This is a genomic window from Serinicoccus shuyuelongi (assembly GCF_045032955.1).
Classification (GTDB): domain Bacteria; phylum Actinomycetota; class Actinomycetes; order Actinomycetales; family Dermatophilaceae; genus Ornithinicoccus.
Genome location: NZ_JBJFZU010000007.1, coordinates 21,800 through 39,172 on the forward strand (window position 1 = coordinate 21,800; position 17,373 = coordinate 39,172).

Below are 17,373 nucleotides of genomic sequence, written 5' to 3' on the forward strand. Positions count from 1 at the left end.
GATGGCCGGCGCTCAGGCGCGGGGCTCGCCGGGCCGGGGCTCGGTGCCGTCCCCGGTCGGGGTGCCGGTGCTGTCGGTCGACCCGTGCTCGCGCAGCCGCTCGTACTCGGCGCGGGCGGAGTCGGTGGTGCCCCGCTCGTCCAGGGCCGGCTTGGCGGCGTCCTTCTCGCTCTTGCGGGCGTCGCCCTCGTCCTTCATCTGGTCCACCTCGGACTTGAAGACGCGCATCGACTCGCCCATGGAGCGGGCCATGTTGGGCAGGTTCTTCCACCCGAAGAGCAGGACGAACGCGACGATGAGGACGACGACGTGCCAGATCTGGATGCGCATGGGCTCCTGCTCGCTCTCGGGACGTGCCGACCCCGTACCGGGGCCGGACCTGTCGTGAGTCTAACGCCCGGCGGCCTCTGAGCGGTTCCCCGACAGGGCCGCCAGCGCGCCCTCGCGCACCGCGGTGACCACGTCGGCGGGCTCCACCACCCGCACTCCCCCGCCCTCGCGCAGCACCAACCGGTGCAGCCAACGGGGGTCGGCCACCCGCAGCACCATGTGCACGGAGCCGTCGTCCCGGGGCTCGACCTGCTCGGCGGGGATCTGCTCGGCCACCCAGGCCGAGCGGGGTGCCAGGTCGAGGGTGACCAGCAGGTCCTGCGGGTCGGGGGTGTAGACGCCGCTGCCCACGCTCCGGTGCGGCAGCTCCTCCGGCGGGGTGGCCGGCACGTCGAGCAGGTCGACGTGCTCGATCCGGTCGAGGCGGAAGAGGCGGATGTCCTGGGCCCGGTGGCACCACCCCTCCAGGTACCAGCGGCCGTCCACCGAGAGGACCCGGACCGGGTCGACGTCCCGTTCGGTGGTCTCGTCCCGGCTGGCCGAGGTGTAGCGCAGGTGCAGCCGTCGCTGCTCGGTCAGCCCGGTCCGGACCCGGGCCGCGAGCTCGGCGTCCACCGGGGGGTCGAGGTCGACCCGGACCTGGTCGGCCGAGCCGGTGGCGTCGCCGGCGGCGGTCACCAGCTTGGCCAGCGTCCGGTCGATGGCGTCCCGCTCCGCCAGCCCGGGGGTGGCGGCCAGCGCGCGCAGCGCCACGATCAGGGCCAGCGCCTCGTCCCGTCCCAGGCGCAGCGGGCGGGCGATCGCGTCGGCGTTGCCGACGAAGACCCGGCCGTCCTCCCAGGAGGCCTCGATCAGGTCGTCCGGGTAGTGGCCGGGCAGCCCGCAGACGAAGAGCACCTGCAGGTCCTCGACGACCTGGGCCTCGGAGACCCCCAGCTCGGCGGCGGCGCTGGCCAGGTCGATGCCCTGCCGGTGCAGCAGCCACGGCACCATCGTCAGCAGCCGGGCGACCCGGGAGGTCGCGCTCTCGTAGGTCGCCATCAGGCCTGCCCTCCCCCGTGCGCGGCGAGCACGCCCTCCAGGTGCTGCACCACCAGCTCGCGCAGGGGCTCCGGGTCCAGCACCTGGACGTCCGGGCCGGCGGCGCAGATCTCCCGGGCCAGCCGGGGCAGCGAGCCGGAGGTCAGCTCCAGCACGTCCCAGCCCTCGGCGCACGGGGCCTGCGCCTGCGCGAGCACCTGCCCCTGTCGGCGCAACGACGCAGCGGTGTCGCGGCGCACCCGCAGCCGCACGCTCTGCCCGGGCTCGGAGTCCTCGCCCGCGCTGCGGCGGATCATCGCGACGGCGTCGTGACCCGGCGCCACCTCGTAGCTGCCGGGACGTCCCGCGGTGGCGGGGATGCCCACCACCCGGTCCAGGCGGAACACCCGGGGCGCGTCCCGGTCCAGGTCGTGCGCGGTGAGGTACCAGCGGCCGTGCCAGCTGGTCAGCCCCCACGGCTGGACCCGGCGACCGGTGAGGTCCCCGCTGCCACCGCGGTAGTCGAAGGTGAGCGGGGTGCGGGCGAGCACCGCGTCGCGGACCGGCTCGAAGGCCGGGTCCGGGGTGTGCAGCAGCGGCTCGATGCCGGCCACCGACGACTCGTCACGGACCAACCCGGCGGCGTCCAGCTTGCGCAGCGCCTGCGCGGCGGGACCGGCGAGGCTCGCCTGGCTCCAGGCCCGGGACGCCAACCCCAGCACCGCGAGCTCGTCCGGGGCGAAGTCGATCTCGGGGAGGGCGTACTCGCGCTCGTCGATGCGGTAGCCGGGCTCGTCGTCGAAGAACGGGTCGATCGGCTCGGTGCGCAGCGGGATGCCGAGGGCGCGCAGCTCGTCCTTGTCGCGCTCGAACATCCGCTCGAAGGCCTCCAGGCTGCCGTCGGCGTAGGCCGGCACCGCCTGGCGCAGCTTCTGCTTGGAGAGGGGTTGACGGGTGTGCAGCAGCGCGATGACCAGGTTGAGCAGTCGTTCGGTCTTGGCGGCCGCCGGGCTGATCCCGGGTGTGGTGCTCTTGGCCATGACCAGGAGGCTACCGTCCGGGTCGGGCGGATCAGGTCATCTAGGCTCACCTGCGTGATCACGTGGCGACAGGGCAGGGTGCTCGAGGTGCTCCCGGGGTGGGCCGGGGCGCTGGTGCTGCAGGTCGCAGTCGCGGCGGAGCAGGACAGCAGCGAGACGTCGCTGCGGGCGCTCGCCTACCCCGAGCTGGTCGGGACGCCGGTCGTCGGCGACCGGGTGCTGCTCAACGCCACCGCCCTGCACCGAGGGCTGGGCACCGGCGGGTACGCCCTCGTCGTGGCCGTGCCGGACCGGCCCGAGGCCTGGCCCACCGACCGGGACGGGCAGGCGGGACACCTGGTCAAGGCCCGCTACACCCCGCTGCAGCCCATGGTGCTGGGGGTGGACGACCCGGAGGGCGAGCACCACGCGGCCCTCGCCGACGCCGACTCCCTGGACGGTATGCCGGTGGTCGCGACCGACCTGCACTCCGCCCTGCCCGCGGTGCTCGCCGGGATCCGCGACGAGGCCCCGGAGGCCAGGGTCGCCTACGTGATGAGCGACGGCGGCGCCCTGCCGCTGGCGTGGTCCCGGACCGTGGCCGGGCTCCGGGAGGCCGGCTGGCTGGCCTGCACGATCACCGCCGGGCAGGCCTTCGGCGGGGACCTCGAGGCGGTCACCGTGCACACCGCGCTGCTCGCCGCCCGGCACGTGGTCGGCGCGGACCTGGCCGTCGTCGTCCAGGGCCCGGGCAACCTGGGCACCGAGACCCGGTGGGGCTTCTCCGGGGTCGCGGCCGGTGAGGCGCTGAACGCCGCGGCCGTGCTCGACGGCCGGCCGGTCGCCGGCCTCCGGGTCTCGCAGGCCGACGCGCGCCCGCGTCATCAGGGCCTGTCCCACCACAGCCGGACCGCCTTCGGCCGGGTGCTGGCCCACCCCGCCGACCTCCCCATCCCTGTCGCCTTCCCCCCCTCCCCGACCGAGCGAGCGCTGTGCACCGACCGGGCGAGCGCTGTGCACCGACCGGGCGAGCGTCCTGCTCTCGACGCCTGCCTGGAGCGGGTCGCCGAGCAGGCCGCCGAGCTGGTCGCCGAGGCGCCGCACCTGCGCGCGGTGCCGGTGCCGACACAAGGACTGCTGGAGGCGCTGCGGCATACCCCCGTGCGGTTGTCCACGATGGGACGGGGCCTGGAGGACGACCCCGCCGCCTTCGTCGCGGCGGCGGTCGCGGGGCGGCACGCGGCGTCCCTGCTGCGCTGAGGCCGCCCTAGGCTGGCGGTATGCCCGTCACCGACCTCTCGTCCTACCTCGCCGACGTGCTCATGGACCTGGTCGAGGTGCACGACGGCGAGCCGCACCCCACGCACGCCGAGGCGGACCTGGAGCAGCAGGCGGTAGCGCTGGTCGACCTGGACGGTCAGGTCTGGCAGGCCGGGGACGCCGAGCACCACTTCCCCATCCAGTCGATGAGCAAGGCGCTGGTCTACGGCCTGGCTATCGACTGCGTCGGGGCGGCCGAGGTGCACCGGCACATCGACGTCGAGCCCTCCGGGGACGCGTTCAACCGGATCAGCCTGAACCACGGCTCGAACCGTCCGGCGAACCCGATGATCAACGCCGGGGCGCTGACCGCGCACTCGCTGGTCACCGGCCCCTCCGCGCAGGAGCGCTTCGAGCGGATCCACGGGCTGCTCAGCGCGATGGCCGGCCGGGACCTGGAGATCGACCAGGGCTGCTACGACACGGAGATGGCCACCTCGGACCGCAACATGGGCATCGCGCACATGGTCAAGGCCCTCAGCGAGCTGCCGGACGCCCCGCACGACGTGGTCGACGGCTACACGCGGCAGTGCGCGCTGCGGGTGAGCACCGTCGAGCTGGCCAGGATGGGCGCGACGCTGGCCTCCGGTGGGCTGCTGCCCGGGTCCGGCGAACGGGTACTCAGCCGGGAGGCCTGCGGGCACGTCCTCTCGGTGATGATGACGTGCGGCATGTACGACGCGGCCGGGGACTGGGTGAGCAGCGTCGGCATACCGGCCAAGAGCGGGATCGGTGGTGGCATCCTGGGCGCGGTGCCGAACCGCTGCGGGATCGCCACCTACTCACCCCGGCTGGACGAGCACGGCAACCCGGTGCGGGGCATCAGGATCTTCCAACGGCTCAGCCCCGACCTCGACCTGCACCTGTTGAGGCCGGGTCGGGACCGGGGCTGAGGGCGTCCGGTCGGTGCCGTGCCGGCACCGTGAGCAGCGTCGGTCAGCGCACGTCGACGAGGTCGACGACGAAGATCAGCGTCTCGCCGCCCTTGATCGCGCCGCCCGCGCCACGGTCGCCGTAGCCCAGGTGCGGCGGGATGGTGATCCGGCGCCGGCCGCCCACGCGCATACCGAGCAGGCCCTGGTCCCAGCCCTGGATGACCTGGCCGACACCGACCGTGAACTCCAGCGGCTCGCCCCGGTTCCAGGACGCGTCGAACTCCTCTCCGGTGGACCAGGAGACCCCGACGTAGTGGGCTGAGATGCCCTTGCCGGCGGTGGCCTCGGTGCCCTTGCCGACCTCGATGTCCTCGACGAGCAGCTCGGTGGGCGGGGTGTCGCCCGGGAAGTCGACCTCGGGCTTGGCCTTCTGGACGCGGCCGAAGGGTGAGTCGGTCATGGATCGCTCCTTGGGTTCGGGGGTATGCGGTCGGTCAGGAGACCATCAGCGACGCTCGGTGGGCCGGTGGGCAACCACGGGCGACGCTCGGTCGGAAGAAGGGGAAGTGCTCAGGAGGCGCCGAGGATGTCGATGACGAAGACGAGGTCCTCGCCCTCCAGGGGGTTCGCCGGGGGCTGTCCGTCGCCGGTCTCGGCGGCGGCGTCGTCCTCGGGCGCCTCGCCGTAGGCCTGGTCGGCCGGGATGACCAGCAGCACCCGGGAGCCGACGTTCTGGCCGACGAGGCCTTCGTCCCAGCCGGTGATGACCTGGCCGACGCCGATCGGGAACTCGGTCGGCTCGCCGCGGTCGTAGGAGGCGTCGAACTGCTCCCCGTTCGACAGCTGCACCCCGGTGTAGTGCACCCGGATCGTCTGGCCGGCCACGACCTCGGGGCCCTCGCCCTGGATCAGCACCTGCTCGACGAGCTGGTCGGGGGCCTCGACACCCTCCACGTCGATCTGCGCGGCGCTCTCGCCGTCCGTCTCGACGGTGGGCAGGCCCTCCTCGGGCTCGACCTCCTCGCCCTCCGCCTGGGTCAGCGGCTCACCGGTCTCGAGAACCTCCATGTAGAAGATCATCGTGTCGGTGGCACCGACCCCCAGCTGCGGGTTGCCGGCCTCGCCGAAGGCGTCGGCCGCCGGGATCGTCATCAGCAGCTCGTCGCCGACGTTGCTGCCCGGCAGCACCTCGGTGAACGCCGGGAAGATCCCCTCGTCGGTCATGTCCAGGGTGACGGCCTCGTCGTTCTCGAAGGTGGAGACCAGCTCGTCACCGGTGCTGCCGTTGACGGTCAGGTAGCGGACCCGCACCTCGTGCGTGTCGGCCACCTCGTCGCCGTCGCCCTCGGTGAGCACCTCACTCTCCGTCTGCGCCGCCACGAAGGGCAGGTCCCCGTCGGCGAACGGCTCCCCGTCCCAGGTGAGCGCGGGGACGTCGCCGTCGGTGTCCACGCCCAGGTCGGCCAGGTCGCCGTTCGGCGCTGCCGAGGTGGCCGCGGCGTCGTCGCCGGGAGCGCTGGTCGCAGCCGCGTCGTCACTGCTCGAGGCGTCGTCGCCCGAGCCGGTGTCGCACGCCGCGAGGAAGACGAGAGGAGCGGCGGCAACCGCCAGGAACCGCATACGGGGAGAGCGCACAGGCGCGTCCTTTGCTGTGTCGAGGTACGTGGGCAACCGGGTCAGCCTAACGCGGCGACCCTGGAGATCCGGTGGGAGCGTGGCTCAGACACCCCGCGGGGTGGGCCGTCCCTCACCACGGCGGATGTGCGCGATCAGCTCCTCCACCCGGGCGTCCACGCTCACCAGCGGATCCTTGCAGATGATCGTCCGCTGCGCGGTGTCGTTGAGCTTGAGGTGCACCCAGTCCACGGTGAAGTCCCGTCCGTGCTCCTGGGCGGCGCGCACGAAGTCTCCCCGCAGCCGGGCCCGGGTCTGCGGCGGGTCGGTGGTGGCCGCCGTGATCCGCGCGTCGTCCACCACGGTCCGCGCCGCACCGGAGCGTTCCAGGATCCTGGCGAGCCCCCGGGTCGGGTGGATGTCGTGCCAGGCGAGGTCCAGCTGCTGCAGCCGCTCGTCCCAGGGCTCCAGCCCGTGCCGGGCGGCGTAGGAGTCGAGCAGCTTCTTCTTCATCACCCACTCGATCTCGGTGTCGACCAGGTGCAGCTGGTCGCTCTCGATCGCGTGCAGGCCGCGCTCCCACAGCTCCAGCACCTCACGGTAGGGCGAGAGCTCCGCCAGACCTGCGCCCCGGGCATACCCCTGCGCCAGCTCCAGGAGCCGGCCCTGCAGCCCCAGCGCGGTGACCGTGCCTCCCCGGCGCAGCGCCAGCGGACGGCGACCGGTGGGGTCCCGGCTGACGTCCCGGATGGCCTGCATCGGGTTGCCCAGCACCAGGTCGGGGACCACGGTGCCCGCCTCCAGCATCCGCAGCACCAGGTCGGTGGTGCCCAGGCGCAGCAGCGTGGTGGTCTGGCTCATCGTGGAGTCGCCGACGATGACGTGCAGCCGCCGGTGCTTCTCCGGGTCCGCGTGCGGCTCGTCGCGGGTGTTGATGATCGGTCGGGACCGGGTGGTCGCCGAGCTGAGGTCCTCCCACATGTGGTCCGCCCGCTGGGAGACGAGGTAGGTGGCCCGCCCCTCGGTGACGTGCAGCCTGCCCGCCCCGGTGACCAGCTGCCGGGTCACCAGGAAGGGCACCAGGGTGTCGGTGATGCGCTCCATCCGGCTGCGCCGCTCGACCTGGTAGTTCTCGTGCGAGCCGTAGGAGTTGCCGCGCGAGTCAACGTTGTTCTTCAGCACGTACACCGTGGCGTCCATGCCCTCCTCCGCGAGCCGGCGCTCGGCGTCCGCGGCGAGGTCCTGCACGACGATCTCACCGGCGCGGTCGTGGGCCACCAGGTCGAGCAGGTCGGCGCACTCGGCGGTCGCGTACTCCGGGTGCGAGCCGACGTCCAGGTAGAGCCGGGAGCCGTTGGACAGGAAGACGTTGGAGGACCTGCCCCAGGCCACCACCTTGCGGAACAGGTAGCGGGCGACCTCCTCCGGGGACAGTCGCGCGCTGCCCCGGAAGGTGGCGTTGACACCGAACTCGGTCTCCACGCCCATCACCCGACGGATCACTCGCCACCCTTCTGCACGAAGCCGTGCACGAAGTCGGAGGCGTTGGTCTCCAGCACCCCGTCGATCTCGTCCAGGAGCGAGTCGAGGGCCGCGTCGCGCTCCGCGCTCTGGGCCGCGGGTGCGGCCGGGGGCGGGACCTCCGGTGCACCCCCGTCACCGTCGTCGCGCCGCCCCTGGCGGTCGAACTGATGCTGTGACATAGGCAGATCCTCTCAGACGTCCTCGGTGGCGATCTCGGTGAGCAACGACGCGGCGTCGGTATGCCGGTCCAGCAGGTCCTGGGTCCGTTCCCGGGTGCCCCCGGTCGGCTCCGCCAGCCGCACCCGGCGTGACCTCCCCGCGTCGTCGAGCAGCACCACCGAGTCCCAGGACGCGCCGCGCACCCCGCCGGACGGGCCGTAGCGGCGCACGCACTCCCCGCGGAACCAGGCCCGGGTGTCCTCCGGCGGCTGCACCACCGCGGCGCCGATCTGCTCGTCGTCGACCAGCCGTTCCAGCTGGCCCGCGGCCCGCAGCCGCTGCGCCAGGCCGCGCTGCGGGTCCAGGTCGTGCCACTGGATGTCCATCGCGGCCAGCCGGGGATCGCCCCAGTCGGCCCCGGAGCGGTCCGCGAACCGGCGCAGCAGGCCCAGCTTGGCGACCCACTCGACCCGGTCGGCGGCCTCGGCGGGGTCGCGGCGCAGCACGTCGAGCACCTCGCGCCAGCGGGAGAGGACGGCCGGGGTCCCGTCACGGTCGTCCCGGTCCCCTCCCCCGGCCTCCGACGCCCAGGCCGGGTGGTCGGAGGCGGCAGCAGTCTCGACCGCCTGCAGATGCGCCTCCACCAGGTCGAGCCCGGTCAGGCTGCGTCCGTCGGCCAACGGCACCGTGGCGCGCAGGGTGGGGTCGTGCGAGATGGCCCGGGCGGCCGCCACCGGGTGCGCCGGACGCAGGCCCCGCAGCAGGTGCGGGTGGGTCTCGATCACCCGCAGCACCGCGGACAGCGAGCCCAGCGCCAGGTAGGTGGTGACGTCGGCGAGGGTCGCGTCCCCGACGATCACGTGCAACCGGCGGTGCAGGTGCGGGGTGGCGTGCGGCTCGTCCCGGGTGTTGACGATGGGCCGGCGCAGGGTGGTCTCCAGGCCGACCTCGGCCTCCAGGTAGTCGGCGCGCTGGGAGAGCTGGAAGCCGGGCTGCTCGCTGGCCTGGCCGATCCCGACCCTGCCGGCACCGGCGATCACCGGCCGGGCCACCAGGAACGGGATGAGCAGCTCCGCGAGCCGGTCGAAGGGGACCGACCGCGGGACGAGGTAGTTCTCGTGGGTGCCGTAGGAGGCGCCCTTGCCGTCGACGTTGTTCTTGTAGAGGCGGACGTCCAGCCCCTGCTCCGCCAGGGTGGCCGTCGCCCGTCGGGCCACCAGCTCGCCGGCGCGGTCGTAGCGCACCGCCTGCAGCGGTCCGGTGACCTCGGGAGAGGAGTACTCCGGGTGGGCGTGGTCGACGTAGAACCGGGCGCCGTTGGACAGCACCGAGGTCGCGATCGTCGGGTCCTCGACGTCGGTCAGCTGGGACCGGTGGGCCAGCGCCCGGGCCATCTCGAAGCCTCGCGCGTCCCGCAGCGGGGTCTCGTCGGCGTAGTCCCAGCCGGCGCCGCTGGGCAGCGCCGCCCCCGTCGGCGCCCCGGCGGCATACGCCCGGACCAGCTGGCCGGAGAGCACCATCGGGGTGACCGGCTGCCCGGCCGGGTCGAGCTGGGTGCTGGTGATGCCCAGCTCGGTCTCGATGCCCATCACCCGTCGCACGCTCATCGGCCCGATCCTCGCATCAGGCGTCGACCCGGGTCGGGCGGGGCACGCCGGTGACGATGTCCAGGTCCAGGGTGGTGGAGGTGGCCAGCACGGTGAGCGCGCGGGAACGGGTGCGCCCGGTCTCGTGGTCCACCGCGGTCAGCACGTACCGACCGGCCGGGGGCAGGCCGGCCTCGTAGTAGCCGTGCTCGTCGGTGCGGGCGGTGCCGACGAACTCCCCCGAGTGCTTGATCAGCGAGACCAGCACGTCACCCATCGGGACGCCGTCGTCGTAGATGTGCCCGGAGAGCAGCAACCGTCGGGTCATCGTCACGTCCTGCTCCTGGCCGACGGCCAGGTCGACCAGCGCGGACTGCGGCGCCCAGCCGTCGGCCGAGACGACGAGCAGGTACTGGCCCGGCTCCGGCAGCGCGAGCGTGTAGCGGCCCTCCCCGTCGGTGCGGCCCCAGTCGGTGTGCCGACCGTCCGGGCGCAGCACGGTGGCCACCGCCTGGCGCAGCGGCCGCCCCTGGGGGCCGACCACCCGGCCGCGGACCAGCAGCTCGGGCAGCTCGCCGCCGAGCTTGACCTCGGTGCGCTCGCCCACCGGGGCACCTGCGGCGCCCGCGGCCTGGGCGTCGGCGTCCGCCAGCGCCCGCTGCGGACGGCGGATGAACGTCGCGATCAGGGCACCACCGAGCGCGGCCCCGGCGCCCGCCCAGAAGATCAGCTGGTAGGCCTCCAGGCTCGGCGCCATCTGCCCGGTGCTGGTGGTCATCATCGACGCCGCGAAGACCGCTGCCACCATGGCCGAGGCCGAGGAGGTGCCGATCGAGCGGAGCAGCGTGTTCAGGCCGTTCGCGGAGGCGGTCTCGGTGATCGGCACGGCGCGCATGATCAGGGTCGGCATCGCTGCGAAGGCCAGCGCGGTGCCGAGCGAGGCGATCCCCGAGGTGACCATCACCTCCAGCACGGAGCCGTGCAGCAGCGACCGCCCGATGAAGCCGATCCCGATCGTCACCGCCCCCGCGATCAGCACCGCCCGGGGCCCGAACTTCGTGATGAAGCCCGCGGAGACCGGGGACATCAGCACCATCAGGATGCCGGAGGGCAGCATCACCAGGCCGGTGTTGATGACCGACAGCCCGAACCCGTAGCCGGTCTCCTCGGGCATCTGCACCTGCTGCACCGAGGTGAGGAAGTTGGCGAACATGGCGAAGCCGATGAGCACCGAGGCGCTGTTGGTCAGCAGCACGGTGCGCCGCATCGAGGTGCGGATATCGACCAGCGGCTGCCCGGCCCGCAGCTCCCAGGGCACCCACGCCGCCAGCACCAGGCCGGCCCCGGCCAGCAGGCTGAGGGTGATCGGGGACGACCAGCCCCAGCTGCCGGCCTTGCTCACCGCCAGCAGGAAACAGGTCAGTGCCACCGACAGCAGCAGCGCGCCGACGTAGTCGAAGCGGCCCCGGGTGCGCACCGTCGACTCGGGCACCACCTTGTGGACGGCCACCAGCATGATCACGGCGAATCCGCCGGACACCAGGAAGAGGGTGTGCCAGTCGAAGTTCTCGTAGATCACCCCGGCCAGCGGCATACCGATCGCGCCGCCGATGCCCAGGGTGGCCGACATCAGGGCCACGCCGGAGCCGACCTTCTCCGCGGGCAGGTGGTCGCGCATGATGCTGATCCCGACCGGCACCAGGCAAGCACCCAGCCCGGACAGCCCCCGGCCCACGATGACCAGCATCAGATCGGCGCTCAGCGCGGAGATGACCGACCCGACGATGACCGCCCACATGCACACGATGAGCATCAGCCGCTTGCCGAACATGTCCGCCAGCCGGGACACGATCGGGGTGCCCACGGCCGCGGTCAGCAGGGTGGCGGTGACCAGCCAGGAGGCGTTGTCGCTGGTGGTGTCCAGGATCTCCGGGAAGTCCGGGAGCAACGGCAGCACCAGCGTCTGCTGGAGCGAGACGAGGGTGCCGCAGAGCGCGAGGACCACGATGATCGCGGTGGTGGGGACGGCCGCCGGTGATTGGTCTGGTCGGGCGTCGCCCCCGGAAGATGACATGTCTCAGACCTTACGCCGGGCCCCCGACAGCCGTGTCGCCAGCACCACGGCCCCGCGCCAACCCACCATGCCGCCGACCAGCACGACGCCGGCCACCACCACGAAGGCCGGTGCCGTGCCGGCACCGCTGAGCTGGCGCAGCAGCATGCCCACGACCAGGGTGGTCAGCCCGACGGCCAGGCCCTCCAGCCACCAGCGCCGGGTGCGCAGGGTGAGCACCCGACCGAGGACGAGGCCGGCCAGGAACGGCCACGCCGTCCCGAGCACGCCGGACACGCTGAGACCCAGCTGGTGGTCGGAGCGCCCCGCGGTGGCGAAGGCCAGGACCAGCACCGGGTCCACCAGGTCGCGCGGGCGCACGCGCTCAGCCGCCGAGGTCGACCGAGCGCCCGGGCCGGGCCCCGGTGGCGTTGCCGACCAGGGTCCGGATGTAGGTGATCCGCTCCCCCTTCTTGCCGGAGACCCGGGCCCAGTCGTCGGGGTTGGTGGTGTTGGGCAGGTCCTCGTTCTCCCGGAACTCGTCCAGGTAGGCGCGCTCCAGGTGCGCCGGGGTCAGGCCCTCCTCGCCTCGCGTCAGGTAGTCCTTGATCGCCAGCTTCTTGGCCCGGTCGACGATGTTGTGCACCATCGCCCCGGAGGCGAAGTCGCGGAAGTAGAGCACCTCCTTGTCACCGCCGGCGTAGGTGACCTCGAGGAAGGCGTTGGCCGGGGACACGGCATACATGTGCTCCACCACCCCGTCGATGAGGTGCGCCACCGCCCGCGCCGGGTCGCCGTCGTGCGCGGCCAGGGTGTCGGCGTGCAGCGGTATGCCCGTGGTCAGGTACTTGGAGAAGATGTCCCGCGCCCCGTCGGCGTCCGGCCGCTCGATCTTGATCTTCACGTCCAGCCGGCCCGGGCGCAGGATCGCCGGGTCGATCATGTCCTCCCGGTTGGAGGCGCCGATGACGATGACGTTGTCGAGCCTCTCGACGCCGTCGATCTCGGCCAGCAGCTGCGGCACGATCGTGGTCTCCACGTCCGAGGACACCCCGGACCCGCGGGTCCGGAACAACGACTCCATCTCGTCGAAGAAGACCACCACCGGGTCGCCCTGGGCCGACTTCTCGCGGGCCCGCTGGAAGATCATCCGGATGTGCCGCTCGGTCTCGCCGACGTACTTGTTGAGCAGCTCGGGGCCCTTCACGTTGAGGAAGTAGCTGCGCGGGGTGCGCGTGCCGCTGCCCACGCCGTCGCGGTCGCCCTCGCCGCTGTCCCCGTCCCGCCGGGAGGCCGCCTGACGTGCCAGCGACGCGGCCACAGCCTTGGCGATGAGGGTCTTGCCGCACCCGGGTGGGCCGTAGAGCAGGACACCCTTCGGCGGGCGCAGCTGGTGCGCCTCGTAGAGGTCGGCGTGCAGGAAGGGCAGCTCCACCGCGTCCCGGATCTGCTCGATCTGGCCGGTGAGACCCCCGATGTCCGCATAGCCGATGTCGGGCACCTCCTCGAGCATCAGCTCGGTGACCTCCGGGCGCTCGATGCGCTCGACGACGAGGCCGCTGCGGCTGTCCAGCAGCAGCGCGTCACCGACCCGCACCGGGGCGTCCTGCACCGGCCCGGCCCGGCGAACCACCCGCTCGTCCTCGCCGCGGACCAGCACCGTGAGCCGGCCGTCCGGCAGCAGCTCCTTGCAGGTGACGACGTCGCCGCCGCGCTCGTAACCGGCCACCGCGACCACCGCCTGCGCCTCGTTGAGGAGCACCTCCCGGCCGGGCCGCAGCTGGGCGGTGTCCAGCTCGGAGGAGATCGTGGTCCGGATCCGCCGGCCCGAGACGGAGACGTCCACCGTCCCGTCACCGACCAGGCCCAGCACCTGCCCCATCGTCAGTGGCGGGCTGGCGAGGGCGTCCAGGTCCTCGCGCAGGCCGACGATCCGGGCCTTCGCGCTCTTCAGCGTGGTGGTCAGGGCGTCGTTCTGGTTCTTGAGGTCCGACACCCGGGAGGTCAGCGCCTGCACCTGCTGCTCCAGGTGGCGCTCCCGCCCGGGGACCTCGCCCGAGCTCTGCTGGCTCACGACTCCTCCTCGCGGTCGGTGACCCGGTCGGCGGTGGCGGTGGCGTCCCGCCGGGTCCGCCGCAGGCGCTTGTCCGAGACCGGCCGCTCGCCCAGCTCCTCGGGCGACCAGGTGCCCTCGGCGGCCGTGTAGTCGTCCCCGTAGGCGCCCGGTGCGGGGCGCTTCTTGCGGGTCGGGGCCAGCGTGTCCGGCGCCATCCTGCGCATCATCACCAGGAAGCCGGTATGCGCGTGCATCCGGTGCTCGGGACGCACCGCCAGGCCCTCCAGGTGCCACCCACGCACCATCGACTCCCAGGCCTGCGGCTCGGTCCAGCCGCCGGCGGCCTTCGCGACCTCGGCCACCCGGGACAGCTGGGTGGTGGTGGCGACGTAGCAGATGAGCACCCCACCGGGCACCAGCGCCTCACCGACCGCGTCCAGGCACTCCCAGGGGGCGAGCATGTCCAGCACCACCCGGTCCACGGTGCCGGGCTCGACGGCCGCGGGCAGGGCCTCCACCAGGTCGCCCACGGTCACCGTCCAGGCGGGGTGGTCCTCACCGAAGAAGGTGCGGGCGTTGGCCCGGGCGATCTCGGCGAAGTCCTCGCGCCGCTCGAAGCTGAGCAGGCGGCCGGACTCCCCCACGGCGCGCAGCAGGGACAGCGACAGGGCCCCGGAGCCGACCCCGGCCTCGACGACGGTCGCGCCCGGGAAGATGTCGGCATAGGTCACGATCTGCCCGGCGTCCTTGGGGTAGACGACCTGGGCGCCCCGGGGCATGGAGAGCACGAAGTCGGCCAGCAGCGGGCGCAGCGCCAGGTAGTCCGTCCCCGAGGTGTGCCGGACCACGGCACCGTCGGGGACCCCGATGAGGTCGTCGTGCTTGAGGTGCCCCCGGTGGGTGTGGAACTCCTTGCCCGCCTCCAGGGTGATGGTGTGCAGCCGACCCTTGGGGTCGGTCAGCTGCACGCGGTCGCCCGCTCGGAAAGGTCCACGCCGTAGGTCGGCACCGCTCGGACTGCTCACCGGGTCAGTCTACGAGCCGACCGGGCGGGTCCGGACGGCCTCGCGGGTGGTGACCACGCCCCACGGCGTGCCGGTCGCGTCGAGCAGCGCGACGACTCCCGAGCCGGTGCTGCGCATCACCTCGATCACCTCGTCCAGGCGGGCCTCCGGCCCCATCGGGACGGCCCAGCCGGCCGGCAGGCGTACCCCGACGGCGGAGGCGGGGGTGGTGGGCCAGGCCCGGGTCGGGACCTGCTGCAGGGCCGGCGGGTCGACCAGACCGTCGGGGCGGCCGAGGTGGTCCAGCAGGATCCAGACCGGGTGCTCGTCCCACCGCACCGTGTCCAGCGGGGCGTCCGCGGCCACCGTCCCCGGCCGCAGGGCCACCTCGGCGGCGCTGCGGCGGGAGGCCAGCAGCCCCTGACGCCCCAGCCGGACGGCCTGGCTGGCGCCCTGCCAGAGGAAGACGGCGAGCACCGCGATGACCGCCACCCGGGTCAGCGAGAGCTGCTGGTCCCCGATCAGCGCGGGCAGCAGCAGGTAGGCGGCGGCCAGCACCACCAGCACCCGGCCCGACCAGCCGGCGACCAGGGTGCCCCGGTGCCGGCTGCCGGTCACCTTCCACACCGCCGCCTCCAGCAGGTACCCGCCGTCCAGCGGGAGGGCGGGGACCAGGTTGAAGAGGGCGACGAAGGTGTTGGCCCAGGCGAAGGCATACGCCAGGAGCAGCGGGACCCCGCCGTCCAGGGTGCCGAGCAGCCCCCAGCCCAGCAGCGCCAGCACCCCGTTGGACAGGGGCCCCACGACGGCCACCGCGGCGCTGCGCCCGGGGGTGCCCCCGGCACCGTCGTGCGCGGTGTGGCCGCCCCAGAAGTCGGCGACGATCCGGAAGACCCCGAAGCCGACCCGTTGCGCGACCAGGGCGTGCGCCGCCTCGTGCACCAGGACGGAGACCAGCAGCAGCAGCACGAAGCCGAACGCCACGGCGTAGCTCCACGCCCCCAGCTCCGGCAGGACGCCCTGGACGGTGGGCCCGAACAGGGCGACCATCAGGACGGCCACGATCACCCAGCTGCCACCGAGGTGGACCGGGATGCCGGACAGGGTGGCGATCCGCCACCCGTGACTGCGCTGCATACCCCGAGCGTAGACGCGGACCGGGCGGGGGCCGGCGGCGCCACCGCCCGGTCGGGACCGTCGGTGGCGCTGCGTAGAGTGCGCGCCATGGCGCACCCGGAGCAGGAGACGACCTGGTCCCGCGCCCTGTCCCCGTCCCGCGCCGCCGACTTCATGCAGTGCCCCATGCTCTACCGCTTCCGGGTGGTGGACCGGCTGCCGGAGCCGCCGAGCCAGCCGGCCGCGCGGGGGACGCTGGTGCACGGGGTGCTGGAGCGGCTCTTCGACCTGCCGGCGCACGAGCGGACCGTCCAACGGGCCACCGAGATGGTGCCCGGGGAGTGGGAGCGGCTCACCACGGACCGGCCCGAGCTCGCCGAGCTGGCCCAGGAGGAGACCGTCCGCGACGCCAGCACGCTGCTGGAGAAGTGGTTCACCCTGGAGGACCCCACCCGGCTGGAGCCGGCCGAGCGGGAGCTGTACGTCGAGGCCGACCTGGACGGGCTGGTCATCCGGGGGTATGTCGACCGGCTGGACGAGACCCCGGACGGTCGGCTGCGGGTGGTCGACTACAAGACGGGACGGGCCCCCTCGGAGACCTTCGAGGGCAAGGCCCTGTTCCAGCTGCGCTTCTACGCGTTGGCGCTGTGGCGCAGCCGGGGCGTGATGCCCACCCGGCTGCAGCTGGTCTACCCCCGGGACGGCACCGTGCTGTGGGTGGACCCGACCGAGGCGGACCTGCTCGCCACGGAGCGCAAGATCCTGGCGCTGTGGGAGGCCATCGAGCAGGTGGCCCGGGAGGGCACCTGGCAGCCGCGTCGGGGGTTCGCCTGCCGCTGGTGCGCCCACCAGGCGGTATGCCCCGCGTGGGGCGGCACGCCGCCGCCGCTGCCCGAGGGGGCCACCCGGTTGGCGCTGGACCCTCGATCCGCCGGGCGCGCCACCCGTGGTGGGGCCGCGGAGACCGACCCGGAGGAGTAGCGCGGGGGCGTCAGCCCCGAGGGGTGTCGTCGTCGCGACGCCGCAGGTAGCGCTCGAACTCCTTGGCGATCGCGTCGCCGGAGGCCTCCGGCAGGTCCGCGGTGTCCTGCGCCTCCTCGAGCTGGCGGACGTAGTCGGCGACCTCCTCGTCGCTGTCCGCGAGGTCGTCGACGCCCCGCTCCCAGGCCTGGGCGGCCTCCACGACCGCGGTGTCGTCGATGACGCAGTCGAGCAGCTCCTCGACCTGGCCCAGCAGGGCCAGCGAGGCCTTCGGCGACGGCGGCCCCCCGGCGTAGTGCGGCACCGCCGCCCAGCAGGACAGGGTCGGCAGGTGCTGCTGGCGGGCCTCGTCGGTGAGCACCCCGATGATCCCGGTGGGTCCCTCGTAGGTGCTGCGTTCGATGTCGTCGTCGCTCTCCAGCAGCTCGGCGTCCTCCGAGGTCACCCCGATGGGGATGGGCCGGGTGTGCGGCACGTCCGCGAGCAGACCGCCCAGGACCACCAGCATCTGCGCGTCGTGGTCCAGCAGGTAGCCCAGTAGGTCGAGCGCGAAGGTGCGCCAACGCACCGACGGCTCGATGCCCAGGACCAGCAGCACGTCCCGGCCCAGGGGCGTGTCGCGGGCCAGCATCACCCGGGTGGTGGGGGGGGGGGGGGGGGGGGGGGGGGGAGGGAGGGGGGGGGGGGGGGGGGGGGGGGAGGGGGGGGGGGGGGGG

Annotated in this window: 17 protein-coding genes; 3 read left to right on the top strand and 14 right to left on the bottom strand. The window is 73.4% G+C overall.

Annotated features, from left to right (window positions below; genetic code table 11):
* Positions 1-12 precede the first annotated feature (12 nt).
* From tatA to ACI3EY_RS10610, 3 genes are read right to left on the bottom strand one after another with little or no spacing between them, the layout of a single operon-like run.
* Positions 13-330: a Sec-independent protein translocase subunit TatA gene (gene tatA, locus ACI3EY_RS10600; protein WP_405037226.1), complete on the bottom strand. Its 318-nt coding sequence runs from the start codon at positions 328-330 to the stop codon at positions 13-15.
* 60 nt (positions 331-390) lie between these two features.
* On the bottom strand, positions 391-1,371 hold the full coding sequence (locus ACI3EY_RS10605; protein ID WP_405040393.1) for a helix-turn-helix transcriptional regulator: 981 nt from the start codon (positions 1,369-1,371) through the stop codon (positions 391-393).
* On the bottom strand, positions 1,371-2,390 hold the full coding sequence (locus tag ACI3EY_RS10610; protein WP_405037228.1) for a helix-turn-helix transcriptional regulator: 1,020 nt from the start codon (positions 2,388-2,390) through the stop codon (positions 1,371-1,373). Before ACI3EY_RS10610 ends, ACI3EY_RS10605 begins: the two co-directional genes overlap by 1 nt.
* Positions 2,391-2,444: 54 nt before the next feature.
* Here ACI3EY_RS10610 and ACI3EY_RS10615 point away from each other — a divergent pair, with 54 nt between their 5' ends.
* Together ACI3EY_RS10615 and glsA are read left to right on the top strand one after the other, a co-directional pair.
* On the top strand, positions 2,445-3,629 hold the full coding sequence (locus tag ACI3EY_RS10615; protein ID WP_405040394.1) for a DUF3866 family protein: 1,185 nt from the start codon (positions 2,445-2,447) through the stop codon (positions 3,627-3,629).
* Between the two features lie 20 nt (positions 3,630-3,649).
* On the top strand, positions 3,650-4,582 hold the full coding sequence (gene glsA, locus ACI3EY_RS10620; protein ID WP_405040395.1) for a glutaminase A: 933 nt from the start codon (positions 3,650-3,652) through the stop codon (positions 4,580-4,582).
* A 43-nt stretch (positions 4,583-4,625) separates the two neighbouring features.
* Here the strand turns inward: glsA and ACI3EY_RS10625 are convergent, their stop codons facing one another.
* From ACI3EY_RS10625 to ACI3EY_RS10670, 10 genes are all read right to left on the bottom strand, one after another.
* Entirely contained in the window at positions 4,626-5,024 is a 399-nt protein-coding gene (locus ACI3EY_RS10625) for an FKBP-type peptidyl-prolyl cis-trans isomerase (protein WP_405037231.1), read from the bottom strand.
* 110 nt (positions 5,025-5,134) lie between these two features.
* Positions 5,135-6,199, bottom strand: coding sequence for an FKBP-type peptidyl-prolyl cis-trans isomerase (locus ACI3EY_RS10630; RefSeq protein WP_405040396.1), 1,065 nt, complete (start codon positions 6,197-6,199; stop codon positions 5,135-5,137).
* 84 nt (positions 6,200-6,283) lie between these two features.
* Positions 6,284-7,681, bottom strand: a complete 1,398-nt coding sequence (pafA, locus tag ACI3EY_RS10635; RefSeq protein WP_405040397.1) for a Pup--protein ligase — start codon at positions 7,679-7,681, stop codon at positions 6,284-6,286.
* Positions 7,678-7,881, bottom strand: coding sequence for a ubiquitin-like protein Pup (locus tag ACI3EY_RS10640; protein ID WP_405037234.1), 204 nt, complete (start codon positions 7,879-7,881; stop codon positions 7,678-7,680). The genes pafA and ACI3EY_RS10640 overlap by 4 nt, the downstream gene beginning before the upstream one ends.
* A 12-nt stretch (positions 7,882-7,893) precedes the next feature.
* Positions 7,894-9,468: a depupylase/deamidase Dop gene (dop, locus tag ACI3EY_RS10645; protein ID WP_405040398.1), complete on the bottom strand. Its 1,575-nt coding sequence runs from the start codon at positions 9,466-9,468 to the stop codon at positions 7,894-7,896.
* A 16-nt stretch (positions 9,469-9,484) separates the two neighbouring features.
* The gene (locus ACI3EY_RS10650) at positions 9,485-11,521 is read right to left on the bottom strand and encodes an MFS transporter (RefSeq protein WP_405040399.1); all 2,037 of its coding nucleotides are present in this window, start codon (positions 11,519-11,521) and stop codon (positions 9,485-9,487) included.
* Positions 11,522-11,524: 3 nt separating this feature from the next.
* Positions 11,525-11,881 (bottom strand): DUF3054 domain-containing protein, encoded by a 357-nt coding sequence (locus ACI3EY_RS10655; protein ID WP_405040400.1) that lies wholly within the window; start codon positions 11,879-11,881, stop codon positions 11,525-11,527.
* Positions 11,882-11,885: 4 nt separating this feature from the next.
* Positions 11,886-13,574, bottom strand: coding sequence for a proteasome ATPase (gene arc / locus ACI3EY_RS10660; protein ID WP_405040401.1), 1,689 nt, complete (start codon positions 13,572-13,574; stop codon positions 11,886-11,888).
* Entirely contained in the window at positions 13,571-14,581 is a 1,011-nt protein-coding gene (locus ACI3EY_RS10665) for a tRNA (adenine-N1)-methyltransferase (RefSeq protein ID WP_405040402.1), read from the bottom strand. Before ACI3EY_RS10665 ends, arc begins: the two co-directional genes overlap by 4 nt.
* Positions 14,582-14,590: 9 nt before the next feature.
* Entirely contained in the window at positions 14,591-15,697 is a 1,107-nt protein-coding gene (locus ACI3EY_RS10670; protein ID WP_405040403.1) for a site-2 protease family protein, read from the bottom strand.
* 87 nt (positions 15,698-15,784) lie between these two features.
* Here ACI3EY_RS10670 and ACI3EY_RS10675 point away from each other — a divergent pair, with 87 nt between their 5' ends.
* A complete protein-coding gene (locus tag ACI3EY_RS10675; RefSeq protein ID WP_405040404.1) occupies positions 15,785-16,657 on the top strand; it encodes a RecB family exonuclease in 873 nt (290 codons plus the stop codon).
* Positions 16,658-16,667: 10 nt separating this feature from the next.
* Here ACI3EY_RS10675 and ACI3EY_RS10680 read toward each other — a convergent pair.
* Positions 16,668-17,373, bottom strand: a 706-nt coding sequence (locus ACI3EY_RS10680; RefSeq protein ID WP_405040405.1) for a PAC2 family protein, incomplete at its 5' end; no start/stop codon positions are given.